The sequence below is a fragment of the Synechococcus sp. CBW1006 genome, assembly GCF_015840525.1.
GTDB lineage: Bacteria > Cyanobacteriota > Cyanobacteriia > PCC-6307 > Cyanobiaceae > CBW1002.
Genome location: NZ_CP060396.1, coordinates 174,952 through 201,090, shown reverse-complemented (window position 1 = coordinate 201,090; position 26,139 = coordinate 174,952). Strand labels below are relative to the sequence as shown.

General features: G+C 63.8%; 26 protein-coding genes. 17 read left to right on the top strand and 9 right to left on the bottom strand.

Annotated elements, in window-relative coordinates:
• Nucleotides 1-19 precede the first annotated feature (19 nt).
• The 4 genes from rfbA to rfbC all read left to right on the top strand — a co-directional run bounded on the left by rfbA (nt 20) and on the right by rfbC (nt 3,784).
• Nucleotides 20-922 carry a glucose-1-phosphate thymidylyltransferase RfbA gene (gene rfbA / locus H8F26_RS01025; protein WP_197156862.1) on the top strand — a complete coding sequence of 301 codons (903 nt, stop codon included), beginning with the start codon at nt 20-22 and terminating at the stop codon, nt 920-922.
• A 53-nt stretch (nt 923-975) separates the two neighbouring features.
• Nucleotides 976-1,866, top strand: a complete 891-nt coding sequence (rfbD, locus tag H8F26_RS01020; protein ID WP_231605390.1) for a dTDP-4-dehydrorhamnose reductase — start codon at nt 976-978, stop codon at nt 1,864-1,866.
• 114 nt (nt 1,867-1,980) lie between these two features.
• Complete coding sequence (gene rfbB / locus H8F26_RS01015) at nt 1,981-3,057, top strand: dTDP-glucose 4,6-dehydratase (protein WP_197156859.1); 1,077 nt, start codon at nt 1,981-1,983, stop codon at nt 3,055-3,057.
• A 154-nt stretch (nt 3,058-3,211) separates the two neighbouring features.
• Entirely contained in the window at nt 3,212-3,784 is a 573-nt protein-coding gene (rfbC, locus tag H8F26_RS01010; protein ID WP_197156857.1) for a dTDP-4-dehydrorhamnose 3,5-epimerase, read from the top strand.
• A gap of 28 nt (nt 3,785-3,812) precedes the next feature.
• Here rfbC and purB read toward each other — a convergent pair whose 3' ends face one another.
• A complete protein-coding gene (purB, locus tag H8F26_RS01005) occupies nt 3,813-5,108 on the bottom strand; it encodes an adenylosuccinate lyase (RefSeq protein ID WP_197156856.1) in 1,296 nt (431 codons plus the stop codon).
• A 219-nt stretch (nt 5,109-5,327) separates the two neighbouring features.
• Between purB and H8F26_RS01000 the strand changes: the two genes are divergently transcribed.
• Both H8F26_RS01000 and H8F26_RS00990 read left to right on the top strand, forming a co-directional pair.
• Nucleotides 5,328-6,281: an IS1595 family transposase gene (locus H8F26_RS01000; RefSeq protein WP_197156855.1), complete on the top strand. Its 954-nt coding sequence runs from the start codon at nt 5,328-5,330 to the stop codon at nt 6,279-6,281.
• 873 nt (nt 6,282-7,154) lie between these two features.
• A complete protein-coding gene (locus H8F26_RS00990; protein WP_197156853.1) occupies nt 7,155-8,009 on the top strand; it encodes a TlyA family RNA methyltransferase in 855 nt (284 codons plus the stop codon).
• A 225-nt stretch (nt 8,010-8,234) separates the two neighbouring features.
• On the opposite strand, the gene H8F26_RS00985 is transcribed toward H8F26_RS00990, so the two are convergent.
• Nucleotides 8,235-8,573 (bottom strand): P-II family nitrogen regulator, encoded by a 339-nt coding sequence (locus H8F26_RS00985; protein WP_197156852.1) that lies wholly within the window; start codon nt 8,571-8,573, stop codon nt 8,235-8,237.
• Between the two features lie 244 nt (nt 8,574-8,817).
• Here H8F26_RS00985 and queF point away from each other — a divergent pair, with 244 nt between their 5' ends.
• A complete protein-coding gene (queF, locus tag H8F26_RS00980; protein ID WP_197158888.1) occupies nt 8,818-9,258 on the top strand; it encodes a preQ(1) synthase in 441 nt (146 codons plus the stop codon).
• On the opposite strand, the gene H8F26_RS00975 is transcribed toward queF, so the two are convergent.
• From H8F26_RS00975 to H8F26_RS00945, 7 genes are all read right to left on the bottom strand, one after another.
• Entirely contained in the window at nt 9,246-10,655 is a 1,410-nt protein-coding gene (locus H8F26_RS00975) for a cytochrome c biogenesis protein ResB (protein ID WP_197156851.1), read from the bottom strand. The genes queF and H8F26_RS00975 overlap by 13 nt on opposite strands.
• Complete coding sequence (locus H8F26_RS00970; RefSeq protein ID WP_197156850.1) at nt 10,655-11,395, bottom strand: cytochrome c biogenesis CcdA family protein; 741 nt, start codon at nt 11,393-11,395, stop codon at nt 10,655-10,657. Before H8F26_RS00970 ends, H8F26_RS00975 begins: the two co-directional genes overlap by 1 nt.
• A gap of 48 nt (nt 11,396-11,443) precedes the next feature.
• Nucleotides 11,444-12,607, bottom strand: coding sequence for an FtsW/RodA/SpoVE family cell cycle protein (locus tag H8F26_RS00965; RefSeq protein ID WP_231605678.1), 1,164 nt, complete (start codon nt 12,605-12,607; stop codon nt 11,444-11,446).
• 249 nt (nt 12,608-12,856) lie between these two features.
• Nucleotides 12,857-13,057, bottom strand: coding sequence for a phycobilisome linker polypeptide (locus tag H8F26_RS00960; protein WP_197156848.1), 201 nt, complete (start codon nt 13,055-13,057; stop codon nt 12,857-12,859).
• Between the two features lie 34 nt (nt 13,058-13,091).
• A complete protein-coding gene (apcB, locus tag H8F26_RS00955) occupies nt 13,092-13,580 on the bottom strand; it encodes an allophycocyanin subunit beta (RefSeq protein WP_197156846.1) in 489 nt (162 codons plus the stop codon).
• Nucleotides 13,581-13,622: 42 nt separating this feature from the next.
• On the bottom strand, nt 13,623-14,108 hold the full coding sequence (locus H8F26_RS00950) for an allophycocyanin (protein WP_197156845.1): 486 nt from the start codon (nt 14,106-14,108) through the stop codon (nt 13,623-13,625).
• 520 nt (nt 14,109-14,628) lie between these two features.
• Entirely contained in the window at nt 14,629-17,649 is a 3,021-nt protein-coding gene (locus H8F26_RS00945) for a phycobilisome rod-core linker polypeptide (RefSeq protein ID WP_197156843.1), read from the bottom strand.
• A gap of 217 nt (nt 17,650-17,866) precedes the next feature.
• Here H8F26_RS00945 and H8F26_RS00940 point away from each other — a divergent pair, with 217 nt between their 5' ends.
• The 10 genes from H8F26_RS00940 (at nt 17,867) to H8F26_RS00895 (ending at nt 26,130) form a co-directional block, all read left to right on the top strand.
• Nucleotides 17,867-19,123: a class I SAM-dependent methyltransferase gene (locus tag H8F26_RS00940; protein ID WP_197156841.1), complete on the top strand. Its 1,257-nt coding sequence runs from the start codon at nt 17,867-17,869 to the stop codon at nt 19,121-19,123.
• 79 nt (nt 19,124-19,202) lie between these two features.
• Nucleotides 19,203-19,649: an ATP synthase gene (locus H8F26_RS00935; protein ID WP_231598006.1), complete on the top strand. Its 447-nt coding sequence runs from the start codon at nt 19,203-19,205 to the stop codon at nt 19,647-19,649.
• A gap of 87 nt (nt 19,650-19,736) precedes the next feature.
• Nucleotides 19,737-20,465: a F0F1 ATP synthase subunit A gene (gene atpB / locus H8F26_RS00930; RefSeq protein WP_197156839.1), complete on the top strand. Its 729-nt coding sequence runs from the start codon at nt 19,737-19,739 to the stop codon at nt 20,463-20,465.
• A gap of 173 nt (nt 20,466-20,638) precedes the next feature.
• Entirely contained in the window at nt 20,639-20,887 is a 249-nt protein-coding gene (gene atpE / locus H8F26_RS00925; RefSeq protein ID WP_010315318.1) for an ATP synthase F0 subunit C, read from the top strand.
• Nucleotides 20,888-21,014: 127 nt separating this feature from the next.
• Nucleotides 21,015-21,488: a F0F1 ATP synthase subunit B' gene (locus H8F26_RS00920; protein ID WP_197156837.1), complete on the top strand. Its 474-nt coding sequence runs from the start codon at nt 21,015-21,017 to the stop codon at nt 21,486-21,488.
• Nucleotides 21,485-22,009, top strand: coding sequence for a F0F1 ATP synthase subunit B (locus H8F26_RS00915; protein ID WP_197156835.1), 525 nt, complete (start codon nt 21,485-21,487; stop codon nt 22,007-22,009). The genes H8F26_RS00920 and H8F26_RS00915 overlap by 4 nt, the downstream gene beginning before the upstream one ends.
• Nucleotides 22,009-22,557, top strand: a complete 549-nt coding sequence (atpH, locus tag H8F26_RS00910; RefSeq protein ID WP_197156833.1) for an ATP synthase F1 subunit delta — start codon at nt 22,009-22,011, stop codon at nt 22,555-22,557. Before H8F26_RS00915 ends, atpH begins: the two co-directional genes overlap by 1 nt.
• Before the next feature lie 60 nt (nt 22,558-22,617).
• Complete coding sequence (atpA, locus tag H8F26_RS00905) at nt 22,618-24,135, top strand: F0F1 ATP synthase subunit alpha (protein WP_197156831.1); 1,518 nt, start codon at nt 22,618-22,620, stop codon at nt 24,133-24,135.
• A 13-nt stretch (nt 24,136-24,148) separates the two neighbouring features.
• Nucleotides 24,149-25,102: a F0F1 ATP synthase subunit gamma gene (locus H8F26_RS00900; RefSeq protein WP_197156829.1), complete on the top strand. Its 954-nt coding sequence runs from the start codon at nt 24,149-24,151 to the stop codon at nt 25,100-25,102.
• A 350-nt stretch (nt 25,103-25,452) separates the two neighbouring features.
• Nucleotides 25,453-26,130 carry a putative 2OG-Fe(II) oxygenase gene (locus H8F26_RS00895; protein ID WP_231605388.1) on the top strand — a complete coding sequence of 226 codons (678 nt, stop codon included), beginning with the start codon at nt 25,453-25,455 and terminating at the stop codon, nt 26,128-26,130.
• The last annotated feature ends 9 nt before the right edge of the window (nt 26,131-26,139 follow it).

Here is a 26,139-nt window from a genome sequence, read left to right as displayed (position 1 = left end):
CGCCAGCACTCGTGAATTCTTGTCAGGTTCGTTCAAGTCCTCTGGTCGCCGCGGCATCATCCTGGCCGGTGGCAGTGGCACACGCCTGCATCCGATCACCCAGGCGGTGAGCAAGCAGCTATTGCCGGTTTACGACAAGCCGATGATTTATTACCCGCTCACCACCTTGATGCTGGCGGGCATCCAGGACATTTTGATCATCTCCACCCCGCATGATCTGCCTCGCTTCCAGGATCTGCTCGGCGATGGTTGCCGCTGGGGTGTGCGCTTCTCCTACGCCGAGCAGCCCAGCCCCGATGGCCTGGCCCAGGCCTTCCTGATCGGGGAGACCTTTCTGGACGGGCATCCGGCGGCCCTGGTTCTGGGCGACAACCTGTTCTATGGGCACGATCTCTCGATTTCCCTGCAGACTGCAGCGTCTCGAGGTGATGGTGCCTCGGTGTTCGCCTATCGGGTGGCGGATCCGGAGCGCTACGGCGTTGTGGGGTTCGATGCCCAGCGCCGTGTCACCTCCCTGGAGGAAAAGCCGGCGGTGCCAGCCTCCAACTACGCCGTGACCGGTCTGTATTTCTATGACGCCCAGGTGGTGGAGCTGGCCCATCAGGTGAGGCCGTCGGCGCGTGGTGAGCTGGAGATCACCGACCTGAACCGGTTGTATCTGGAGCGGGGGCAGTTGCAGGTGGAACTGCTGGGCCGCGGCATGGCCTGGCTGGACACCGGTACCTGTGATTCCCTGCATGAGGCGGGCAGCTACATCCGCACCCTCGAAAAACGCCAGGGCCTCAAGATCGGCTGCCCCGAAGAAGTGGCCTGGCGGCAGGGCTGGATCAGTGATGACCAGATGGCACAGCTGGCGGCACCGCTCCACAAAAGCGGCTATGGCGCCTATCTCGAAGGCCTCCTGGCGGAGCGCTGCGCATGAGCACTCCTGTTCCTGCCAGCTCTTCTCGAACGACCTCGTTCTCTTCGGCCCCGGTGCTGCTCATCGGTCGCAGCGGCCAGGTGGCAAGCGCCCTGCAGGCCCTGGCACCGGTGTTGCTGCCCGATCGCTCCCTGGTGGCGGGAGGGCGGCCTGCGATCGATCTGGCGGCTCCTTCGGACGAACTGGCCCTGCAGCTGGAAGCGATGCTCGATCAGCTGGCGCCTGCCCTGGTGATCAATGCCGCCGCCTACACGGCGGTGGATCGGGCCGAAAGCGAGCCCGAGCTCGCCCACGCGGTGAATACCGTTGGTGTGGGTGTGCTGGCCCAGGCCTGTGCGGCGCGGGATCTACCCCTGATGCACCTCTCCACCGATTATGTGTTCAACGGCTGTGGTGAGTCGCCCTGGCGGGAAGATGATCCGACCGGCCCCCTGGGGGTGTATGGCGCAACCAAGCTGGCCGGGGAGGAGGCGCTACGGGCGGCCGGTGGTCCCCACCTGCTGCTGCGGGTGAGCTGGGTGTTCGGCATCCAGGGCTCCAGTTTCGTTCGCACGATGCTGCGGCTGGGTAGGGATCGTCCGGCCCTGTCTGTGGTGGATGACCAGATCGGTGGCCCCACCAGTGCCGAAGCGATCGCCCGCACCCTGCTGCACCTGGCCGAGCCAGCCATCGCCACAGGGCTGCCCTGGGGCACTTATCACTACGCCGGCCAACACGCCGTGAGCTGGCACGATTTTGCTGCGGCGATCTTCGCGGAGGCGGTGGACCTCGGCCTGCTGGAGCGCGCCCCCGCCCTCAGTGCCATCCCGTCGAGTGCCTATCCAACCCCAGCGGCCCGACCGGCGAACTCACGGCTGGATGGCTCCCGCTTCGAGGCGACCTTTGGTCTTCCCCTGCCGAACTGGCACGAGGATCTGCGGCATTGCCTGAAGGCCTGGCGATGAGGGGGCTTGCGATGACCTGGCTGCGATGAGGCTCCCTGCCGCACCAGGTCCGCTGGATGGCACTGCCACCACCCTTTGTCTCGACCGCAAAGCTTCTGTGTTGTTGTCTTCCCCATGACCCGCCATCTGCTGATCACCGGCGGTGCCGGCTTCATTGCCGGCAACCTGGTGCATCACTGGGCCGTCGCCCACCCGCAGGATCGACTGGTGGTGCTTGATGCCCTCACCTACGCCGGCAACCGCGCCACGATTGCGCCATTGATCGATGCGGGCCGGGTTCACTTCGTGCATGGCGACATCGGCGATGCGGCGCTGGTGGCCCAGGTGCTCCAGGCGCAGGCCATCAGCCATGTGGCCCATCTGGCGGCTGAATCCCACGTCGACCGCTCGATCAGCGGCCCCGGTGCCTTCCTGCGCACCAACGTGGGCGGCACCTTCACCTTGCTGGAGGCCTTCCGGGCCCATTGGCTGGCCAACGGCTCACCCGAGCACTGGCGCTTCCTGCATGTGAGCACTGATGAGGTGTTCGGCAGCCTTGAGCCGCAGGATCCTCCCTTCAGCGAATCCACCGCTTATTCGCCCCGCTCGCCTTATGCCGCCAGCAAGGCCGCCAGCGATCACCTGGCCCGGGCCTGGCAGCACACCTACGGGCTGCCGGTGCTGGTCAGCAACTGCTCCAACAATTACGGGCCTTATCACTTTCCTGAGAAGTTGATCCCGCTCACGCTCATCAACATCCTGCTCGGCCGGCCGATTCCGGTCTATGGCGATGGCTCTAATGTGCGCGACTGGCTGTACGTGCACGACCACTGCCGGGCCCTGGAGCGGGTGCTGCTGGCCGGCGAGCCTGGCAGCACATACTGCATCGGCGGCAACAACGAGGTGGCCAACCTCGATCTGGTGTCTCTCCTCTGCGACCTGATGGAGGAGCTGGCGCCGGATCTGCCGGTGCGGCCCTGCCGCGAGCTGATTCGCTTCGTGGCGGATCGCCCCGGCCATGACCGTCGCTACGCCATTGATTCTTCCCACATTCGCCGCACGCTGGGTTGGGAGCCCCAGGTGACGGTGCAGGAAGGCCTGCGGCGCACGGTGCAGTGGTACCTGGCCAACCGTGGCTGGTGGGAGCCGCTGCTCTCGCCGGAGTACAGCGGCTACCTGGAAGCGCAGTACGGAGCCTCCCTGGGAGCCTGAGCCCTGAGGCTTCGGGATTCCCCAGCCCTGGGGTTCCCTGATGTTGTCTCCCTCTGGATTCGTTGTTGTCCTGGACCGTTCTTGTCTGGACGCATTGCAGTTCTGTTCTTTCCTGTCTCGGTTCTCTTCTCTACCCCGGCTGCGTTTCACCGTCATGCAGATCATTCCCCAGTCCATCCCCGAGGTGCTGTTGCTGCAGCCGCAGGTCTTCGGGGATGCCCGCGGCTTTTTTGTGGAAACGGCACGCCAGACCGTGCTGGATCAGGCCGGAATTCCGCCGCTGGTGCAGCACAATCAGAGCCGCAGCCGCCAGGGGGTGCTGCGCGGGCTCCACTACCAGTTGGTGCAGACCCAGGGCAAGCTGGTGCGCTGCTCCCGCGGGGCGGTGTTCGATGTGGCGGTGGATGTGCGCCGCGGCTCCCCCTTTTTCGGCCAGTGGGTGGGTGCGGTGCTCGACGACGTGACCCACCAGCAGCTCTGGGTGCCGCCGGGCTTCGCCCATGGCTTCCTGGTGCTCAGTGAGCTGGCTGATTTCTGCTATCTCTGCTCGGATTATTACCATCCGGCATCGGAACAGGGGATCGCCTGGAACGATCCCACCGTTGGCATTGTCTGGCCCGACCTGCCGCCAGGGGTGGAGATGCAGCTCTCGGTCAAGGACCTGGCCAATCCAACCCTGGCGGGCCAGGATCCGGCGCTGCTGCCGGCTTCAGGCCAGAAGGCCTGAGGAGCTGCGTGCTCAATCGCTGCAGCCCTCAGATCCCCAGCCGCTCCCAGATCACCCCCAGGTTGGCCAGGTGCAGGTCGGTGGCGAAGCAGGCGGCCAGCTGCTCCGCGTTGAGGCGGCTTGTCACGTCAGCATCGGCCTCGAGGTTGGCGCGGAAATTGCCACCTTCGGTGTTCCAGGCGGTGTGAGCGTTGCGCTGCACGATCCGGTAGGCCTCTTCGCGGCTCAGCCCTGAGGCCACCAGGGCCAGCAGCACCCGCTGGCTGAACACCACGCCGCCGTAGACGTTCATGTTGCGGGCCATGTTCTGCGGGTAGACCCCCAGACCCTTCACGACGTCGGTCATTTCCCGCAGCATGAAGTGCAGGGTGACCGAGCAATCGGGCAGCATCATGCGCTCCACCGAGCTGTGGCTGATGTCGCGCTCATGCCAGAGGGCGCAGTTCTCCAGGGCGGCCACCACGTAGCTGCGCAGCACGCGGGCCAGGCCGGAGATGCGCTCGCTGCGGATCGGGTTGCGCTTGTGGGGCATGGCAGAACTGCCCTTCTGGCCCTTGGCGAAGTTCTCCTCCACCTCCAGCACATCCGTGCGCTGCAGGTTGCGGATCTCGGTGGAGAAGCGCTCCAGGGCCGCTCCAACCAGGGCTAGGGTTTGGACGTATTCGGCGTGGCGGTCGCGGCCGATCACCTGGGTGCTGGCCGTGTCGGGCACCAGGCCGAGGATCTCGCAGGTGATCGCTTCCACCTGGGGATCTGTGTTGGCGTAGGTCCCCATGGCGCCGCTGATCTGGCCCACGCTCACCACTTGCTCGAGACGTTCGAGCCGCTCCTGGTTGCGTACCACCTCCGCCAGCCAGCCCGCCACCTTGAAGCCGAAGCTGATCGGCTCGCCATGAATGGCGTGGGAGCGGCCGATCATCACGGTGTCTTTGTGCTCCTGGGCCAGAGCCCGAAGGGCGCAGGCCAGAGCATCCAGCTCCTGACGCAGCAGCTGAGCAGAGGCCTTGAGCTGCAGGGCCAGGCCGGTGTCGAGCACATCGGAGCTGGTCATCCCCACATGGATGTAGCGGCCGGCATCCCCCACGTGCTCGTTCACGTTGGTGAGAAAGGCGATCACATCGTGACGCACCTCCGCCTCGATTTCGAGGATGCGGGGCACCTCAAAGCGAGCTCTGGCTTTGATGGTGGCGAGGGCTTCGGCAGGAACGCGACCGAGGCGATGATTGGCTTCAGTAGCGGCGATCTCCACATCCAGCCAGCTCTGGAATTTCGCCTCTTCACTCCAGATCTGGCCCATGGCGGGCAGGGTGTAACGCTCGATCAAGGGCCAGCGCGTGGCGACGACTGGCCCAATCTATGGCGAAGCGGGCGACAGCCAGCCGATGATGCCCTTCATTGGCTGGCTGTGAGCAAGAATCACGAGGGTTTTTCGGCAGCGATGACATGGAACATCCAGAGGTTTCAAAGGGGGACTTGATTACCCAGCTCGCTCCGTGCAGGCCATTTGTCCCGACTAGAGTGGTACACAGATACTGTTCTGGCCATGGCGCGCAACGGCATCCAGTTCCAGAAGGGCCTGTCTCTGCCTGAGTTCCAGCGGCTCTACGGCACAGAGGAGCAATGTGAGGCTGCTCTGGAGAAGGCTCGCTGGCCGGATGGGTTCCGGTGCCCTCGCTGCAATGGGCATGAGCATGGCCTGGTTTACGGCCGACGACTCAAGCGCTACCAATGCCGCAACTGCGGCCATCAGACAACACTCACGGCCGGCACGATCCTGCAGGCCACCAAGCTCCCTCTGACAAACTGGTTCCTGGCCTTTTATCTGATCGGCCAGGCCAAGAACGGGATCTCCTCGCTGGAATTGAGTCGTCACCTGGGCGTCAACTACGACACCGCCTGGCTGCTTCACAACAAGATCCTGCGGGCGATGAGCGAACGGGAGGAGGAGTATCTGCTGCGGGGAAAGATTCAGATAGATGATGCCTACCTCGGCGGAGAACGCACTGGCGGCAAGGTGGGTCGCGGATCAGAAAACAAGATTCCGATCGTGGCAGCCGTCTCGTTGAACGAGTCCGGCCATCCGATCCACGCAAAGATCGCGCCGGTGAATAGCTTCAGTTCAGAGGCGATCGCTAACTGGTCCTTGAATAATCTGACTCCCGGTAGCGATGTACTCTCCGATGGCCTGGCCTGCTTCCGCGCCGTGACAACGGCCAACTGCCACCACAAGGCGAATGTCACCACCGGCAAGCACCCCAGCGACCTGCCGCAGTTCCGCTGGATCAACACCCTGCTGGGCAACCTAAAGACCAGCTTCAACGGCACCTTCCATGCCTTCAACTTTGACAAGTACGCCAAGCGCTACCTGGGCGGCTTCTGCTTCCGCTTCAATCGGCGCTTTGCCATGGCTGAGATGACCGAGCGCATCGCCAATGCAGTCTGCTGCTGCATGCCTTGCACGGAGCGGGATCTCAGGCTTGCGGAGGCTTATGGGTAATCAAGAAGGGGGAAGGTGTGGTGAAAAGTCCCGCGGATGCCGTTCACGATGTCGTGGAACAGGGACGTTCTCACCAGAGTGATGCTTTGCTTCAGGGATGGAGTTGCCTGACTTGCCAAGGTTGACCCGATCTTCGAGGACGATGGTATTCGGTTCTTTACTGCTGCCAGTGCGGCTACGGTTCCTGGAGTGTTGGAGAATCTGGTTGTGCCTCTGTCGCCGCTTTGGTCAATGCTCGTCTTACCAGGCGGCAGATTCATCACCACGGCATGCAAAAAATTCTCTCTGAGGATCATGTGGAATGGCAGACGGGCAAATGTGAAGATAATGGCCGCCATGCCTGCGCTTTTGATGAAATGTCGAAACGGGTCAGTGGAGGATAATCACGACAATGCTCCTGGAATGGTTGTGAAATAGAATTTTCATCCAGGAGTTGAGTGTCGGTGAAATCTTGAAGATTGCTACAGGCCTGATTCATTGCCATCCATGGAGCTGGCTGTGTCTTCCTGGCCATGCATGGGTGAAAGATTGATCGGAGAAGTTGGCTTGCATGGGCAGGCGAATTCACAGAGGCTGCAAGGTCGTCTTCACCTTTCTTTCGTGTTAATCATGCTAATCTGTCGATGGCATGGGCGTAAGGAGTGGAAGGAGGCGTTAAGATCTCTTGGAAAGGATTGGATGCAACGCGCGGTTGCTCTTGTCGTAGTTGACCTGGGAAGGAATTCCTGAATTCTTGAATTCAGGGTGCGCTATTGAAATGGGACGGATTGTCGTGCCGGTCTTTGAGTGTGTCAAGCAGTTGAGGTCGTATGCTTGAAGAGGGCGTATTCCTCCAACGAAGCTGCCTGGCGTTATCGAAATTGGTCGCGATCCATGGCAGGTAAGCAGAGGCTGGATCAGGAGCTTGTCCAACGGGGCCTTGCTGCTACACGCCAGCAGGCGCAGCAGCTTATTCGTGCCGGACGGGTTCGCAGCGGTGGCCAGATCCTGGACAAGCCTGGTCTGCCGGTTGCACTGGATCGCGCTCTGGAAGTGGAGCAGCCTCCACGCTATGTGTCCCGTGGCGGCGAGAAGCTCGCGGCTGCCCTGGAAAACTTCCCGATCCGTGTGGCTGGGCGTGTCTGTCTTGATGGGGGCATCTCCACCGGTGGATTTACCGATTGCCTTCTCCAGCACGGAGCCGCACGGGTGTACGGCGTGGACGTTGGCTATGGCCAGACGGCTTGGAGCCTGCGCACAGATCCAAGGGTGGTGCTCAAGGAGCGCACCAATCTGCGCCACCTCCATCCCGAGCAGCTGTATGCACCAGAGGATCCCTGGCCGGATCTGGCGGTGGCGGATGTCTCCTTCATCTCGCTTTCGCTGGTGTTGCCGGCATTGGGTCGTCTCCTGAGCCCCACGTCTGAACTTGTGGTGCTCGTCAAACCGCAATTTGAGGTTGGCCGTGAACGGGTTGGCAAGGGTGGGGTGGTGCGTGATGCCTTAGCCCATGCCGACGCCATTGATCGGGTGATCACCGCGGCTGCTCGGGAGGGCCTGCGTCCTCTTGGCTTGGTGGCTTCGCCGATCACCGGACCGGCTGGTAATCATGAATATTTGTTATGGCTGTGCGGAGCCCCTGTGGCCAATGGCGGGAGCTCTGATCCCGCAGCTCTGCTGGCGGGCACCGAGCAGGAGCGTCGAACGGCCTTGGAGCAGGTGGTGTCAGCCACTCTCTCCACAACCTGAAGGAGGGGTCCGAAACCTCAAGGAGCCTTGCCTTGGCCGGTGCGGATGAAGGTCTCCTGGCGGACCGAAGCCATTTGGCGCGTCCGATGAATCCGCCACGATGGGATGCGGTCGGATCCCCGCAGAGGCTGGAACTCTCGCGAGGAAAGAAAACGAAAAAGCCCTTCAGATGGCTGAAGGGCTGACTTGAGCTTGTTGCCCAGCGGCTGTGCTGGTCCCAGGGGATCAGATGGCGCCGCTGTCCCGCTCGCCGGTGCGGATGCGGATCACAGAATCGATCGTGCTCACGAAGATCTTGCCGTCGCCGATCTCGCCGGTACGAGCCGCATCCTGGATCGCCGTCACCACGGTGTCCACCTGGCCGTCATCCACCACGATTTCAAGTTTGAGCTTCTGCAGAAACTCCACTGTGAACTCAGAGCCGCGGTAACGCTCCACCTGACCCTTCTGCCGGCCGAAACCCCTGACTTCACTCACCGTCATGCCGACGATGCCGGCATTGACCAGGGCGATCTTGACGTCCTCAAGCTTGAAGGGACGAATGATGGCCTCGACTTTTTTCATGGAAGCTGCTTGGGGCTGTTTGAAGTCTCTCAGGAAAGGCCCCGGAGAGGAGGAAACCTGTCCATCAGACCCGAGCTTTGGTGGGTTCGTCGTAGCAACGGCTACGGGCGTGACCTGGGGCGTGGCCTCGGGCGGGTCGCGACCGGGCGGGTCGCATCGGTATCATCCGAAACCCCTGACAGGCCCAGTGAAGGAGTCTGTCTTTCTCCGCCTGAGCCCCGTGACCGCCGCCTCGTCCAATGCGATCGCCAGTGGCTCTGCTGCCGGCAGTGCCGCAACCCCCTCCCCTGAAAATCAGACACGTACCCCTCGCTACGGCGAGCGGGCGATTGCCGAGGCTGAGCTGATCTGCTTTGAAAATCCTCGCCCGGGGCGGGCCTATGAGGTCTCGATCGAGCTGCCGGAGTTCACCTGCACTTGCCCCTTTTCCGGTTATCCCGATTTCGCCGTGCTGCGGTTGCTCTACCAGCCCGGCCCCCGGGTGTTGGAACTCAAGGCCCTGAAGCTCTACGTGAACGCTTACCGCGATCGCGCCATTTCCCACGAGGAGGTGGCCAACCGCATCCTCGACGACCTTGTGGCTGCGGCCGAGCCGGTCTGGATGGAGCTCCTGGCCGATTTCAACCCCCGAGGCAATGTCCACACCGTGGTGCGGGTGTCCCATGGCACCCGTCAGGCCTGCTGAGCGCCGGTGGACCTCTCCAGGTCCAGCTGGGCCAGCAGGGACGGCAGCTCCTGAGAGAAGGCCGTGAGGTTTCGGTTGCAAAGTCCGGCCACGTGCAGACGGCCTGGACGGTCGCTGCTGAGCCCGTTTGAGCTTTCGATGCTGTCTGCCGATTCTGAGGATTCCGCGATGGCCCAAAGCTGCCGGGTGGCGATCAGGCTGGCAGCGCCGCCGGCCAGGGCAATGGCGAAGCCCGTGTAGACGAGCGGCACACCAGGGTCTCGTTTCAGAAGGATGCCGCTGGCCGGCAACACGCTGACCACGCGGACCGGCAGTCCCTTCACCTCCTGAGCGGGGCCACCGGGCACCAGCTGGGCCAGGCTCTGGCCGTCGGGCCCGAACACCTGCACCGGTCCGTCCTCGCTGCTGAGGCTGAGCAGCACCGGCTCTGATCCATCCGGACGGGTGGGCAGCACCAGGCCCCAGATCTGTTCACCCAGTTGCGGGAAGCTCTGCAGCGGCAGTTGCAGCAGAGGGCTGCGGCCTAGCTGCACGGTGATGGCGGCCAGGGCCCAGTCGGCCTGATACAGGGTGATGCCGCGGTAGCGCAGCGGATGGTTGACGCTGATCTCGGCCTTCTTGACACTGGGCTCGCCGGTGGTTGGATCGGCGGGGTTGAGCAGGCGCAGTTGAGAGCGGAACTGCTCCGGGCGGCCGGCTGGATCGCGCTCGATCGCGAAGCGATCCAGGGCGAGGGTGAGCTGGCTGCGGCCTCGGCTGTCGAGCAGTTCCAGTTCCCTTCCCGGTGCGAGGAACTGTTCCTGCCGGTGCCCCCCCAGGGAGCCCCAGGCGGCGCCCACCATCAGCACCACCATGCCCGCATGCACCAGAAGGGGGCCGATCCGTCCCAGGATCCCCTTGCGGGCCGCCAGGCGGTCTGGATGACGTTGCAGTTGCCAGCCTTGCTGGGCAAGTAGATCGGCCAGGCGATCAAGGCCTTGCTGCGGCTGGGCCAGGCTCACGGTTTCCGCCAGGCTGAGCTTGCTCAGCTGCCGGGGCGAGCGGTAATCGATCCAGCGCAGGGCCGCCTGCAGGGCCGGCCATTGGCGCCGCCAGCTGCACAACAGAAGGGCCAGGCCCAGCCAGGCCAGCAAGGCGAGGAACCAGCTGCTGGAATACACGTGATCGAGCTGCAGGCGCAGGACGCCGTCGCCGTCCAGCAGCCCCAGCCAGGGCTGGTTGTCGTAGATCCGGTGATACAGCTCGGCGCTTTCCTGTTGTGGGATGGCGGTGCCGATGCCGCTGGCGATGGCGATCACCACCAGCAGGGCGATCGCCAGCCGCAGATCGGCCAGTGCAGCGATCAGGCGTTGCAGGGTTCGGGTCGGACCCGAGGAGGTGGCGGAGCTGCTGGTCATCAGAGGTGGTTCAGCAGGGTGAGACCGCCGATGGTGATCAGCAGCACGCCGCTGATCGTCGGAATCCACTGACCGATGCGCCGCAGCCGCAGCAGGCCCGGCAGGCTGGCCGCGGCGGTGCCCGCCAGGAGCAGCGGCAGCACCTGTCCGGCTCCGAAGCAGGTAAGCATGAGCATGCCGGCCAGGGGACGGCCGCTCTGGGCCATCCAGGTGAGCAGCACCGCCAGCACGGGCGTGGTGCAGGGGGTGGCAGCCAGGCCAAAGGCGAGGCCGGCAGCCAGGGGGGCCAGCGGAGCCGGCACACGACGGCGCCAGCGATCCGGATCAGGCCCGGCCGGCATCGGCAGCTTCACCAGTCCAAGAAGATTCAGGCCCATCACCAGGGCCACCACCGCCACCAACAGGGGCAGCTGACTGGGCAACTGGCCGTAGAGACGGCCCAGCAGACCGCTGGCCAGGCCCAGCAACACGAGGGCCGCCACGATGCCGCTGGCAAAGCTGACGCTGCGCAGAACCGGCAGAGCTGGCCGGGCCAGCGGGTTGGCCGATGGCGCACCGAACCCTGCCAGGTAGGCGAGGGTGACCGGCAGCAACGACAGCGAGCAGGGCCCCAGGCTGGTCAGCAGGCCCGCTCCGAAGACAAGGGCAAGGGTAAAGGGCCCGGGCTGCTCGAGGGAGTGGCTGAGCAGATCTTCACTGGCACGAGCCCAGTCGGCCAGAGTCAGCCCGAGGCTGGTCATACGGGTGGAAAGGGCGGGGCTGCCCCGCCTCGGCTACGGATCTTGATCTCAGCCTATCGGGGCAGGTTGACGCTCCCGCCGCCTGCGACGCGGGGCTTCAAGGCCGCTGCTTTCCAGGGAACAGCGGATCAGCAGGCCCGCCACCAGCAGGCTGGAGAGCAGCGAGTTGCCGCCGTAGCTGATCATCGGCAGCGGCAGACCGGTGGTGGGCATGGCGCCGCTGGCCACGGCGATGTTGAGAATCGACTGGCCCACCAGCAGGGTGGTGCAACCGATCGCCACCAGCCGTTGCTGGTTGCTGCGGCAGCTCAGGGCAACGCGGAGCCCCACGAAACCGAACAGCAGCAGAAACAGCAGCAAGACCACTGATCCCACATAGCCGAATTCCTCGGCGAATACCGCGAAGATGAAATCAGTGGATTGAATCGGCAGGTACTGCAGCTTCTGGGTGGAGAGACCGTAGCCCTCGCCCAGCACCCCGCCTGAGCCGATCGCCATCAGGCTTTGCACCAGCTGATACCCATCGCCCTGGGCATCTTTCCAGGGATCCAGGAAGGAGGTGACGCGAAGCCGTTGGTACTCGTTCACCAGGATGCTGGCGGTGCCCACCAGGCCTCCTGCAGCAGCGGCACCGACCAGCAGCTGCAGCGAAAGGCCACCTGCCAGGGCGATCAACCAGAGCAGCAGGCCCAGCAGGGCAGCGGTGCTGAGGTTGGGCTGCTTGAGGATCAGGAGGATCAGGACTCCGAAGACTCCGATCCAGAGCAGCTTCTGATCGGCCCCGATGCGGCGCCAGTGCGAGAAAAGGGCGGCGCCCTGGAGCACCACGAAGGGTTTGACCAGTTCCGAGGGCTGAATCTGGAGAGGCCCGATCACCAGCCAGCGGCTGGCCCCGTTCACCGTGCTGCCCACGACCAGCGTGGCGGCGATCAGCAGACCACCGATCAGCAGGGCCGGAGCGGCCAGTCGCAGCCAGCGGCGCAGGTTGGTGCAGATGCCGAGGTACAGAAGCCCCCAGCTGGCCACCATCCAGATCACCTGGCGTTTGACATAGAAGGCGCCGTCTCCCATTTCCCGTTCTGCAACCCACCAGCTGGCCGAGGTGAGCACCAACACTCCCACCAGACTCCAGAGGGCCACCAAACCAAGCACCAGACGCGCTTCCGCTGGCCACTGGGACCATGGCAGGGGGAGCAACCCGCGTGGGCCGATCCGAGTGGCGGCAGCACTTGGAAGGGAGCTGCCGCCACTGCCACCCTCGCCGCTGCTGCGGCGGGATGCTCTGGAACGGGAACCGGTCAACGTTTCAGCGATGCAGGATCCCCATTCAGCCGGGCCACCCCCCGGTTTGTCGAGAGCATGACTACAGATCTGTCCATCAAAGCCGTTCCTGGACCATGAAAAAAGCCCGGCATTGGCCGGGCTGAGGCTGAGTGAAAGGGATGGTGCCGGTCCTGGTGTTCAGTTGCCGACGTTCTGCTGACGACGACCGGTGGCCAGTTCGACCTTCAGAATCTTGCCCCCCTGCTTCATGATTCGCTGCTGTTCAGCGAACCAGCTCTCGAAGGGCACCCACTTGGTGAAGTAGGTGTTCTGCAGTTCCCTTTGACTGCGTGCCTTTTCGGGGCAGGGGATGCAGGCTGTGATCTTGAACAGACGCATGGGGGATCCTCGCGAGGGTGTTCCGCAGCAGGGATCAGTTACCCAGGCCGGAGCTGATGTAGTCGAAGTACACGCCCATTTCACGGCCGGCGTCGGGACCCACCAGTGCAGCAGTGGATTCCTTCATGGCCTGAATGGCCTGGACGGTGGCTCCGATGGGCACACCCAGGGAGTTGTAGGTCTCCTTCAGTCCATTGAGAACGCGCTCATCCAGAATGGAGGTGTCACCGGCCAGCATGGCGTAGGTGGCGTAGCGCAGGTAGTAATCCATGTCGCGGATGCAGGCTGCATACCGACGGCAGGTGTACATGTTGCCGCCCGGACGGGTGATGTCCGAATAGAGCAGCGATTTGGCGACGGCTTCCTTGATGATGCCGGAGGCGTTTGCGCTGATGGTGGCGGCGGCACGGACGCGCAGCTCACCGCTGGCGTAGTACTGCTCCAGGCGGCCCATGGAGGAGCCGTCAAGGTAAAGCCCCTGGACGTCAGCTTGGTTGATGACGTTGGTGATCGCGTCTTGCATGAATCCTGAGTGTGAAGCGGTGGATGAAGGACGGATGCAGCCTCAGGAGAGGGCGCCGACGACATAGTCGAAGTAGGTGCCAGCTTCTTCGGCATCGGAGCCCGTCAGCATGCTGGCGGCGACGGCCTTCATCTCGCGCACGGATTCCGCCATGGCATCGAGGGGGACGCCCAGGGACCGATACATTTCACGGGCGCCGATGATGCCGATTTCTTCAATCGGTGTGACATCACCCGCGATGATTCCGTAGGTCACCAGGCGCAGGTAGTAATCCATGTCGCGCAGGCAGGAGGCGGTCATCTCCTCGCCATAGGCGCTTCCGCCAGGGGAGATGCAGTCGGGGCGCTTTTGGAAAAGCTGGCCGCCGGCCTGCTTGACAATGCGCTCACGGCTCTCGCTGAGGACCTGCGCTACGCGTAGACGACGCTGACCGCCGCCTACAAAAGCCTTGATCTGGTCGAGTTCGCCAGGGCTGAGGTAGCGGGCTTCGGCGTCCGCGTTGATGATCGAGTTGGAGACGATGCTCATGCAGTTCTGCCTCGAAACAAGCGGTCGCCTGAGAGGAGACCGGTATCCGGTGGGTGGGTTGGGAGTCCACACGGCAGAAATTCAGGGCAGACCGGGTTCAGGGGCCTTGCTGGTCTGAGATTCGCAGCCATGTGGGTGCGGCCAGATTGCCTGACCGCCCGCTCATTCTGCGGCAAGCCTCCCAGTGTTTCCGGGTCCCGGTAACAGTTCTTCACGGCGGCTCGATTTCGCAGATCCCTTGGCCCGTAAGGGCTTTCGGCGGAGTTGTTGATATGCGTGTGTGCATGGATGTGTTTCTTCTCGACAGCAATCTGGCTTGAATTCGTCATCGCATGCTCTTCCCTTTTTCAAGGGCACCGAAAAGCCCGCCCCCTGCAAGGGGGTGGGCCAACTGGTCTTTGGCTCCTGGTCTGCTCGTCTGGTCGGTCTGCCCCAGTTCCCTCCTGTGCAAAAGGCGCTTCTGATGAAACGAGAAAAGGGGCAGGGGCCGAGAGCCGATCTCAGTAGTGAGGAGGCTCGCTCAGATCGCCCCTTTCGGCGCTGGAGTCAGGCCGGCATTGCCGGCATAGAGGGCTGCCGTGCGGTTCACGGTCTCCAGCGGGATGCCGTCACTGGTGTCCAATCCTCGGATGTAGGGCACCGTGTCGCGACCGAACGCCTGGGCGTAATGGTCGCTGGAGAGCAGAGCCTCCACCGCGCTGAGCAGACCACTGCGCACTCGGGTAGCCAGGAAACGACTGGATTCCTCGGGCTGGGCGGCGCGGCCCAGCAGAGCCAGGTGCGCGGCCGCGGCAGCTCGGAGCGGGGCCATGCGGTTGAGCCGATCCAGGAACAGGCTGCTGGAGGCGATCTGGCCGACAAAATCGGCGACGCTCAGCTGGCCATCCCGCAACTGGGATTCCGCATCCCCAAGCCGTTCGGCAGAGAAGGGAACACGATTGAGCAATTGCCGGTAGCTGGCCTCAATCACCTGCTGCAGCTTGTCTTCGCTGCGCAGGCTGGTCAGCACCACAGGCATGCCGAGGCTTTGGCGACGGCCGTACCCCTGGGGACGGCCAGGGCGCAGGGCCTGTCGCATCGCCGCACCGGGCTGGCGTGCGGGCGAAGCCACCAGCGTGGTGGACACCGTGGCAGACCAGCTCGGACCTCCAACGCTTGGTGCCCCCAGGGGTTTGACGGGGCCGGGGACGACGCCGCTGCGCCAGGGCATCGGGACACCACCGCCGGGCTGCCAACGTGGCTGGCTCCAGCGACGGGTGGGTTCCGGATCCTTGCGGATGCTTTCAGGGCCTTCGACCACACGGCTGCTGGCCATGCTTTCACCGCCGGCCACAGTGGCGCTCCAGCCACCGACGATCACCTGGCGGCGACCGGGCAGGTTGCGGGGCACCAGATCGCCCACGGTCTGCAGGCGCTGGGGCTGTGCCACGTCAGGGCGCCTGGCCAGGGTGAGATCAGCCACCGCGGCGGCATTGAAGGCTCGCCTGAGGGCCGGAACACGGCGAGCATTGACATCGGCCGCTGTGATGAAGCGTTCGTAGGGAACGGTGTCTTCACCAAAGCTCTGGCTGTATTCAGGGGAATTGATCATGGCGTCGACAACGCCGTAGAAACCCTTGCGTGCGGCCGTGTCGAAGTAGGCGTTGATCTCCCAGCGGCCGAAGGTGGGCCGGCCGAGGATGCGGCGATGCATCACCTCAATGGCCTTGGTGATGTAGAGCCCGCTCCAGTAACGGCGCCGGAACGCATCCGAGCGGGCCACCTGGCGAATGAACTCGCGCAGGCTGATGTCACCGTTTTCGAGCTTGATCTCCTCCACCTTGGTGGACTCACCGGCATAGCCCGTGGTCCCGAGGATCTGGACGTAGACCGCCCGGATCACGGCCTGGGTGCTGGCTTCAGTGCCGCGGATGCTGGGCTGTCCACCGCGCAGGGGCACGGAATTGCCTCCGGTGGCGATCTGCTGCAGCCGCACCACCTTGGGCCCGACCCGACGAGGTTTGGCCTTGCGGAACTGAGGGCTGTCCATCTGACCAGGCTGGCTCATGCCATTGCCGATCAGGATGCGGCGCGCGTCATAACCATACGGAGCCGGACGCGTGGCCACGTTGGCCGTGCCGGACGGGAAGATGGCGCCGTAGTTGAGACCGAGCGGATCGTTACCACCGCCGTAGGCGTGTTGATCGCCGAAGGGCTGGCGGTAAGACGAGTAGAGGGTGATGTACTGCGGGGCTCCTTCAAACGGAGCGCTGAAGCGGAACAGCTTCCGGTTCGACCCCCAACCGGCGCTCTCCTGGGCTTCCTCGCCGAGATCGCGCAGGTAAGGCACGGTCTCTTCGCCGAAGACGCGGGCGTACTCCTGGGTATTGATCAGCGAATCGACTAGGCCGTTCAGACCTTGGGCACTGACGATGTCGAAGTAGCGGGTGAATTCCTCCTTGGAACTCAGGCCCCGGCCGAGGAAGTGGCGGAATGCCAGTTCAACCGCACGGCTGTTGGAGAAGCGGCCATAAAACTGCTGGCGATATTCCTTGCTCCGGCCCAGGGCACGGATGAATTCGCGCATCGAGATCTGGCCTTGCCGCACCTGGGTTGCTTCCACAGGGCAGACCACCTGGCTGTAACCCTTGACGATGTCGCGCTCAAACACCTGGCGGTAGGCGGCGCGAATCACCTCGGCTTTCTGGGCACCACTCATGCCGGGCTTCATGTTGAAGCGCTGCGCACCTTCGGCGGAGAGCGCATAGATGGCGGGCAGTTGCAGTCCCTGGTTCTCGGGGCTGCCGAGCCGTTGACGCGCCGAGGGCGTCGGCACCTCAAGCTCCTTGAGCAGCACGTTGAAGTAATCGATCACCAGCTGGCGGGCCTCCGGCTCGCCCTTGAACAGGCCGGCGGCGGCGGCTCGCATCTCCTGCAGGGCCACATTCGTGGCCGCCAGCGAACAGGCTTTCTCCAGGATGTCCCGCAGGCCGCGGGTGTTCACCGCCAGGATGCTGGGATCTCCGGCCACCACGGCATAGCCGACGTAACGCAGGAACCAGGCCATGTCACGGACCGACTTCTTCATCCGCTCGGTGCCGTAGACAGCCACCGAGATCGGGTTGAAACCAGTCGGCAGGATCACGAGCACGTCGGCGTCGCCGCCGGCGCCGTCGAGCAGCCGACGGATCAGGTTGCCTCGGCTGGCGGCGGCTCCGGCACCGGTGAAGGTCTGCACGGAACGCTGAAATGCGGCCTGGTCGGCGGCGAGAGGGGTCTCGTCGCCTCCGCTGCTGAGGGGCGCATCCAGATAGGAGAGGGGCGTGCCGCCCGCAAAGATGCGGTTTGCGGCCTTGGCCACGATCGTCTGAGCATTGGCGGCGATGCGCCGGGCCACAGCCACGCGGGTCTGACCGCTCTGGAAGAAGGTGATCAGGCTGTCGAGTTCCCCGCCGTCGGGGAATCGGTCCTGCTGCTCCGCCTGACGGACGCTGGAGAGCGGCAGGGTGTCGTAGAGCTGGGGTGTGACCCTGGTGCTGCCGCTGCTGGCGGTCACGGTCATGAACGAGAGCGAGCCGGGCTGGGACAACTTACGGCTGGCCTTGCGGGCGTTCGGGAGCCCATGAACAAATGTTTGCAGCCCCGTGGTTCGACCCCATGGAGGGGCGGATGTCCAGAGGCGCTCACGGCGCCCCTCCGGCCCGTGACGAACCCGATGCGATCCCTTCCGTCCGGGCTGGACGCCATGAAAAGCTCGGCCCCACCCCCCGGCTCTCCGCATGACCTCCGCAGGCTCGCCATCGGTTCCTCCGGCTGCCACCGATGCCGCTCCCGGTGCCAGCACCGATGCCGCCACCCCGGTGGTGAGTGCCTTCTATGACCGGTTTCCCTACCCGGGCGATCCGCTCCAGGACGGCCCGCCGCCTGGATACAACTGGCGTTGGTGTGTCAACGCGGCTTATGCGGCCTGTACCGGGGCCCTGCCCGCTGCGGCTGCGGGCGGGCGACCGCTGCGGCTGCTGGACGCCGGATGCGGCACGGGTGTCAGCACCGATTACCTGGCCCATCTCAACCCCGGCTCCGAGATCCTGGCGGTGGACATCTCCAGCGGTGCCCTGGCCGTGGCCCGCGAGCGGCTGCGTCGCTCCGGCGGCGGCGAGCGTTCCCAGGTGCGGATCGAGAACCGCAGCCTGCTGGACCTGGCCGACGAAGGCAGCTTCGACTACATCAATTCCGTGGGGGTGCTGCACCATCTGCGCCAGCCGGCGGCAGGCCTGGCGGCCCTGGCCTCACGGCTCAAGCCCGGGGGGCTCCTGCACCTGTTTCTCTATGCCGATGGCGGACGCTGGGAGATCCACCGCACCCAGCGCGCCCTCGGCCTGCTGGGTGCGGGCAGCGGCGCCGACGGACTGAGGCTCGGCCGGCAGCTGTTCGCCGACCTGCCTGCCTCCAATCGCCTGCGCCGCCATCACGAGCAGCGCTGGGCCATGGACACGGCCGCCGATGCCAACTTCGCCGACATGTACCTGCACCCGCAGGAGACCAGTTACGACCTGGATCGTCTCTTCGCCTTCGTGGCCTCGGCGGATCTGACTTTCGCCGGCTTCTCCAATCCGGCCGTCTGGGATCCGGCCAGGCTGCTGCAGGGCGAGTTGCTCGAGCGAGCCCGTGCCCTGAGTGAACGGCAGCAATGGCAACTGGTGCAGGAGCTGGATCCCGACATCAGCCACTTTGAGTTCTTTCTCTCCAAGGGGCCGATCCTCCGACCGGACTGGTCCGATGACACGGTTCTGCTGCAAGCCCGCGGCGTGCGCAACCCGTGCCTCTGGGGCTGGCCTGGTACCAGCCTGCTGGATTCGGACATGGCACCGCTTGACCTCTCGGAGGAGGGTGTTCTGCTGCTCCAGGCCCTTGAGGCGGCCGGTCCGGAGCAGCCCCTGGAGCGGTTGCTGCCGGACTGGTCCCGCGCCCAACTGCTGAGCACGGCCAGGCTGTTGCTGGAGCAGCGCCTGCTGCTGCTGCGGCCTGGCGAGTGAGGCCCTCGTGATAGATTCCGCGCGCCATAACAGAGTTTCGGCGGGCTTGCAGGACTCACTGGATTCTCACCCTGAGACGGTGTCTCTTCACGACTCCGTCCCTCAGGACACGGATCCGGGACATCCCGCAGCCGGTGTCGAGGCCTCTGTTCTCACGTCCGATGCCCCGGAGGCCAAGGCTTCCAACGGAATGGACGATTACGCGCGGCTTCGGCAGCGCCTGATCCTGGCCACGCTGCTCGTTTCGGCAGTGGCTGTTGTGATCACCTCTCTCCGCTTTGATCTGGCCACTGCCGGCAGTCTGCTGGTAGGCGCCATGGCCGGCTTGCTTTACCTGCGGCTTCTTGCTCGCAGTGTTGAGCGAGTCGGGAATGGATCGAAGTCTGTGGGCAAGTTTCAGCTTCTGGTGCCTGTGGTGCTTGTGCTCGCTGCGGCGCGCCTGCCCGAGTTGCAGTTGCTGCCTGCCCTGATCGGCTTTCTGCTCTACAAGCCGGCCATTCTTCTGAATGCTGTCTTCGACAGCTGAAGATCATGACCGAACTAGCTCAAGCCTGACGGCTCCGCCGTCGTTTTCCGAAACGCCGCCTGCGCGGCACCGAAACCCACCAGCCAGATGGTCGCCTTACCACTTGTTCTCCCTTTCGCCGAACTGGAGGTTGGTCAACACCTCTATTGGCAGCTGGGGAATTTCAAGATCCACGGTCAGGTTTTCCTGAGCTCCTGGGTCGTGATCGGCGCGCTGCTGGCCCTCGTGGTTGCCGGAACCCGCAAGCTCAGCCGCGATCCCCAGGGAACCCAGAACCTGCTGGAGTTCCTGTGGGACTACATCCGCGATCTCACCCGCGAGCAGATCGGTGAAAAGGCTTACCGCGATTGGCTTCCCTTCATCGGCACCCTCTTTCTGTTTATCTTCGTGAGCAACTGGGGTGGTGCGTTGGTCCCCTGGAAGCTGATCCATCTGCCCAGTGGTGAGCTCGGCGCCCCAACGGCGGACATCAACACCACGATCGCCCTGGCTCTGCTGGTCTCACTGGCCTACTTCTATGCAGGCCTTAGCCGCAAGGGTTTCCGGTACTTCGAGTACTACGTGGAGCCGACTCCGATCATGCTCCCGTTCAAGATCGTCGAGGACTTCACCAAGCCCCTCAGCCTTTCGTTCCGTTTGTTCGGCAACATCCTGGCTGATGAACTGGTGGTTGCGGTGCTCGCTTTTCTTGTGCCGCTGGTCGTTCCTCTGCCGGCCATGTTCCTGGGCTTGTTCACCAGTGCGATTCAGGCCTTGATCTTCGCCACCCTCGCCGCTTATTACATCGGCGAGGCTGTTCACGAAGAGCATCACTGAAGCTCCCTCGGCCTGGATTGAGCGCACGGCAACGTGCCGCTCCTTTCAGCCGATCTGCTAAATCTCCTGCTCGCAGGTCCGGTTGCAGTCCGGGCCCGTCTCCAAGGAGGAGACGTCCGCTGGCGACAGGTTCAACCAGCGCTACCCCAGCGCTCCACATCCCCCCTTCCACCATGGATTCCATCACCTCCGCTGCGTCCGTCGTGGCCGCTGGTCTCGCCGTCGGCCTTGGCGCCATCGGCCCCGGTATCGGTCAGGGCACCGCTGCCGGCGGCGCTGTCGAAGGCATCGCTCGTCAGCCTGAAGCTGAAGGCAAGATCCGCGGCACCCTGCTGCTTTCCCTGGCCTTCATGGAAGCTCTCACCATCTACGGCCTCGTGGTGGCCCTGGTGCTGCTGTTCGCCAACCCCTTCGCCGGCTGATCGGAACTGGATGTGATCCGAGGTCCCTGGAACCGATGGTTTCCTGGGCCTCGTCCGCATCGTTGTCCGTTCGCTCCGCGTTCTCCCTCCGGTTTTTCTCCGGACGTCCGCTCGCCACTCCCGCCCCATGACCAGCTGGCTTCTGCTTGCCGAAGCAGGTGCACCCGAAGGAGGTCTGTTCGACCTCGACGCCACTCTGCCGCTGATGGCAGTGCAGATTGTCGTCCTCACCTTCATTCTCAATGCCCTGTTTTTCCGCCCGGTCGGTCGGGTCGTGGAAGAGCGAGAGGATTACATCAGTACCAGTCGTGCCGAGGCCAAGCAGAAGCTGGCCCAGGTGGAGCGTCTGGAGACTGAATTGAAGGAGCAGCTCAAGGAGGCCCGTCTCCACACCCAGAAGCTGATCCTCGACGCTGAACAGGAATCCGATCGCCTCTATCGCGACGCCCTGGCCACTGCGACGGCCGAAGCCAACGCATCGCGCGAACAGGCGCGTCGTGAGATTGATTCCCAGCGGGAATTGGCCATGACACAGCTTCAGGGAGATGCCGACCAACTCGGTGATCTGATCGTCGAACGTCTGCTGGCTGCCACCAAATGAATCTTCCCCTTCCCCTGGTGATGGCTTCGGAGGGAGGCTTCGGCCTCAACTTCAACATCTTCGAATCCAACATCATCAACCTGGCGATCGTGATCGCCTGCCTCTGGAAGTTCCTCCCCAGCTTCCTCGGTGGCATCCTTGAGCGCCGTCGGGCCCTCATCCTTTCTGATCTCAAGGACGCAGAGGAGCGCCTGGCCAAGGCCACGGCCTCGCTTGCCACGGCCCAGCAGGATCTTGGTCAGGCCCAGAAGAAGGCCGATCAGATCCGCGCTGAAGGCAAGGAGCGTGCCCAGTCGATCCGCCTCGAGATCGAGAAGCGCACCATCGAGGACATGGCGCGGATCAAGCAGAGCTCCAGCAATGATCTCGAGTCCGAAGCGGCCAGGGTCACCACCCTGCTGCGACGCCAGGCCGCCCAGCTGGCCATTGACAAGGCCCTCTCAAACCTTCCTGGCAAGCTCGATGACCAGGCCCAGGCCCGTTTCATCGAGCAGGCCATCCAATCGATGGGTAACGCCTGATGCCGCTGCTCAACTCCATCACCACGCCCTACGCAGAAGCCTTCCTGCAGGTGGCGGAAGCCCACAACGAAACGGAACAGGTTGTGGACCAGGCCCGTCAGATCCTGGCGCTCTGGAATGAATCCGATGATCTGCGCCAGGCGTTGACCTCGCCGGTCATCGAGATCGAATCCAAGAAGGGTGCCCTCCAGGCTCTGTTCGCGGAGCAGGTGACGCCCACCTTTCTGAATCTTCTCAAGCTGTTGGCTGATCGCCAGCGCATCGAAGTTCTGGATGCAGTGCTGGAGCGTCTGCTCGACCTCTACCGCCAGCAGAACGGGATCGCCCTGGCGACGGTCACCTCGGCCACCACGTTGGCTGCCGAGCAGCTGGCCCAGATCACCAGCAGGATCAAAACCGTGGCGGCCACCGAGCAGGTTGAGGTCGTCCAGAAGGTCGATCCCGCTCTGATCGGCGGCTTCACCGTCAGTGTCGGTTCGCAGGTGATCGACGCCAGCCTGTCCGGACAGGTTCGTCGCCTCGGTCTGGCCCTGGCCAAGGTGAGCTAGCTCCCCCCGTTTCTCCTTCCGCCTTTTTCCCCTCGTGTCCCCTGCCGGGGATTTCCACCCATGGTTTCCATCCGCCCCGACGAGATCAGCGCGATCCTCAAGCAGCAGATCGAGGACTACGACAAATCCGTCTCGGTCAGCAACGTCGGAACCGTTCTGCAGGTTGGTGACGGGATTTCCCGCGTCTACGGCCTCCAACAGGTGATGGCCGGCGAGTTGGTGGAATTTGAGGACGGCACCGAAGGCATTGCCCTCAACCTGGAGGACGACAATGTCGGCGTTGTGCTGATGGGCGAGGGGCTCGGCATCCGCGAAGGCAGCACGGTGAAGGCCACCGGCAAGATCGCCGCAGTACCCGTCGGCGAGGCGATGCTGGGTCGGGTGGTGAACTCCCTGGGTCAGCCCATCGACGGCAAGGGTGAGATCGCCACCACCGAGACCCGTCTGATCGAATCGATGGCGCCTGGGATCATCCAGCGCAAGTCGGTGCATGAGCCCATGCAGACCGGCATCACAGCCATCGATGCCATGATCCCGATCGGTCGTGGCCAGCGTGAGCTGATCATCGGCGACCGTCAGACCGGCAAGACGGCGATCGGCATTGACACGATCATCAACCAGAAGGGTCAGGACGTCGTCTGCGTCTATGTGGCGATCGGCCAGAAGGCCGCCTCCGTCGCCAACGTGGTTGAGGTGTTGCGCGAGAAGGGCGCCCTGGATTACACCATCGTGGTAGCGGCCAGCGCCTCTGAAGCAGCCGCTCTTCAGTACCTGGCTCCCTACACCGGGGCGGCCCTGGCCGAGTCGTTCATGTACAAGGGCAAGGCCACCCTGGTGATCTATGACGACCTCACCAAGCAGGCCCAGGCCTATCGCCAGATGTCGCTGCTGCTGCGTCGTCCCCCCGGTCGTGAGGCTTATCCCGGCGACGTCTTCTACTGCCACAGCCGTCTGCTGGAGCGCGCCGCCAAGCTGAGTGATGCCATGGGCAAGGGCAGCATGACCGCCCTGCCGATCATCGAGACCCAGGCCGGCGATGTGTCTGCCTACATCCCAACCAACGTGATCTCGATCACGGATGGTCAGGTGTTCCTCAGCTCCGACCTGTTCAACTCCGGTCTGCGGCCCGCCATCAATGTGGGCATCTCCGTGAGCCGGGTGGGTGGAGCCGCCCAGACCAAGGCCATCAAGAAGATCGCCGGCACCCTGAAGCTGGAGCTGGCTCAGTTCGACGAACTGGCTGCCTTCTCCCAGTTCGCCTCGGATCTCGACGCCGCCACCCAGAAGCAACTGGCTCGCGGTAAGCGGCTGCGCGAGATCCTCAAGCAACCCCAGTTCAGCCCCCTGATCCTGGCTGAACAGGTCGCGGTGGTCTACGCCGGCGTCAAGGGTCTGATCGACGAGGTTCCGGTGGAATCGGTGGTCCAGTTCTGCCGTGAACTGCGCGAGTATCTCAAGACCAACAAGCCCGAGTACATCTCCAAGATCCAGACCGAGAAGCAGCTCAGCGACGAAGCTGAAGCCATGCTCAAGGATGCGATCAACGAGGTCAAATCGTCCATGCTCGCCACCGTCTGAGGAGGGCGTACTGATGGCTAATCTCAAGGAAATCCGCGACCGCATCAGTTCGGTCAAGAACACGCGCAAGATCACCGAGGCCATGCGTCTCGTGGCGGCCGCCAAAGTGCGGCGTGCCCAGGAGCAGGTGTTGCGTAGCCGTCCGTTTGCTGATCGCCTGGCACGGGTGCTGGAGAATCTTCAGTCGCGCATGCGCTTCGAGGATGCTGATTCGCCCCTGCTCGAATCCCGCGATCTGCGTACGATCACGCTGTTGTCTGTGACGGGTGACCGTGGTCTCTGCGGTGGCTACAACGCCAACATCATCAAACGCACCGAGCAACGCTTCGCTGAGCTCAAGCAGCAGGGTTACAGCGTGGATCTGGTGCTGATCGGCCGTAAGGCGATCACCTACTTCCAGAACCGCAGCTACCCGATCCGGGCCACCTTCACCGGTCTCGAGCAGGTTCCCAACGCCAGCGAAGCCGGTGGTATCGCAACTGAAGTACTGGCTGAGTTTCTCTCTGCCAGTACCGACAGGGTCGAGATCATCTTCACCAAGTTCATCAACCTGGTCAGTTCCAAGCCCGTGGTGCAGACCCTGTTGCCACTGGATCCCCAGGGAATCGCCACCCCCGAGGACGAGATCTTCCGTCTCACCACCCGCGAGGGTCGCCTGACCGTGGCTGTGGATGCCGGCGGTGTTGCCAACGATCAGCCCGAGATCCCCTCGGACATCGTCTTCGATCAGAGCCCGGAGCAGTTGCTCAATGCCCTGCTGCCTCTGTATCTGGAGAATCAGTTGCTCCGCTCCCTGCAGGAGGCGGCGGCGTCTGAGCTGGCCAGCCGGATGACGGCCATGAACAACGCCAGCGACAACGCCAAGGCCCTCGCCAAGAGCCTGACGCTGGATTACAACAAAGCCCGCCAGGCGGCGATCACCCAGGAGATCCTCGAGGTGGTCGGTGGCTCCGTGGCGATGGCCTGATCTGTTGACGGCCAGATCAGTTGCCTTCTGAGCGGAGATCTTCTCTCGGCTCGTTGGCACCTGCAGGCCCGCATTCGTTGTCCCGCAACTGCTGTTCAGATGGCCGTTTCCGAATCTCGGGAACGGCTTTTTGAGCGATGTTTTTGTGCCCGGAGGCTTTCTGTGCCCGTCTGTTTGCAGCCCGAACGTCCGGCTTGGCAGGATCCGGGCGTGTGCGACAGGTCTCGTTGATGAGGGAGCACGGTGGTGTGGCTTCAGGATCTGGCCCTCATGCTGGATCCCCACAACATGGGGCGACCCCACTGGGAGGCCTGGAGATCCAAGCCCTCTTCCCCACGGCGCTCGGTCAGGTGCAGCGAGCGGTCGATCCGCTCGACACGGCTCTGCAGATTCAGGCGATCTGTGAGCTGCGCGGTGAGTCTGCCTCCAACCCCGATCCCGGCTGCGCCTGGACCGGAGACATCAATGGGGTGTGGCAGTTGCACCGCCACCCGGTCTTTGCGCCGCTGGTGGCGGAGATCGCAGCCCATGCCCAGACCTATCTCGGCGCCCTGGGCTTCTGCGATTCCGCGGTGGCGCTGCATCTGCAGCGCTGTTGGCCGGTGGTGAGCGAGGCCGGGCAGGTGGTGGGCCGCCATCACCATCCCAATGCACACCTCAGTGCTGTGTATTACCTCAATGGCGATGGCAGTGGCCGGCATGGCTGTCTGCGTCTGTTCCCGGTCCGCCAGGTGAACGAGTTGGTGCCCGGCCTGGCGGTGGGCCATGGCGGCCCGATCGGCGTCGCCTCTCCCTTCAATGCGGCCTGGCTGGATGTGGCGCCGCGAGCCGGTCTGCTGCTGCTGTTCCCCTCCTGCCTGGATCACGCCGTGCTGGAGAACCACGAGCCCGACGATCACCGCTTTTCGATCAGTCTTGATTTTGTGCTCACCGCACCGCCCGCCGCGCCTGGCTCCAGGCCGCCGGAGTACCTGGCGCCCCATCCCAGCCAGTGGCAGGCCATCGGGGAAGATGGGCTGCGCGCCTGACCGTCCGAT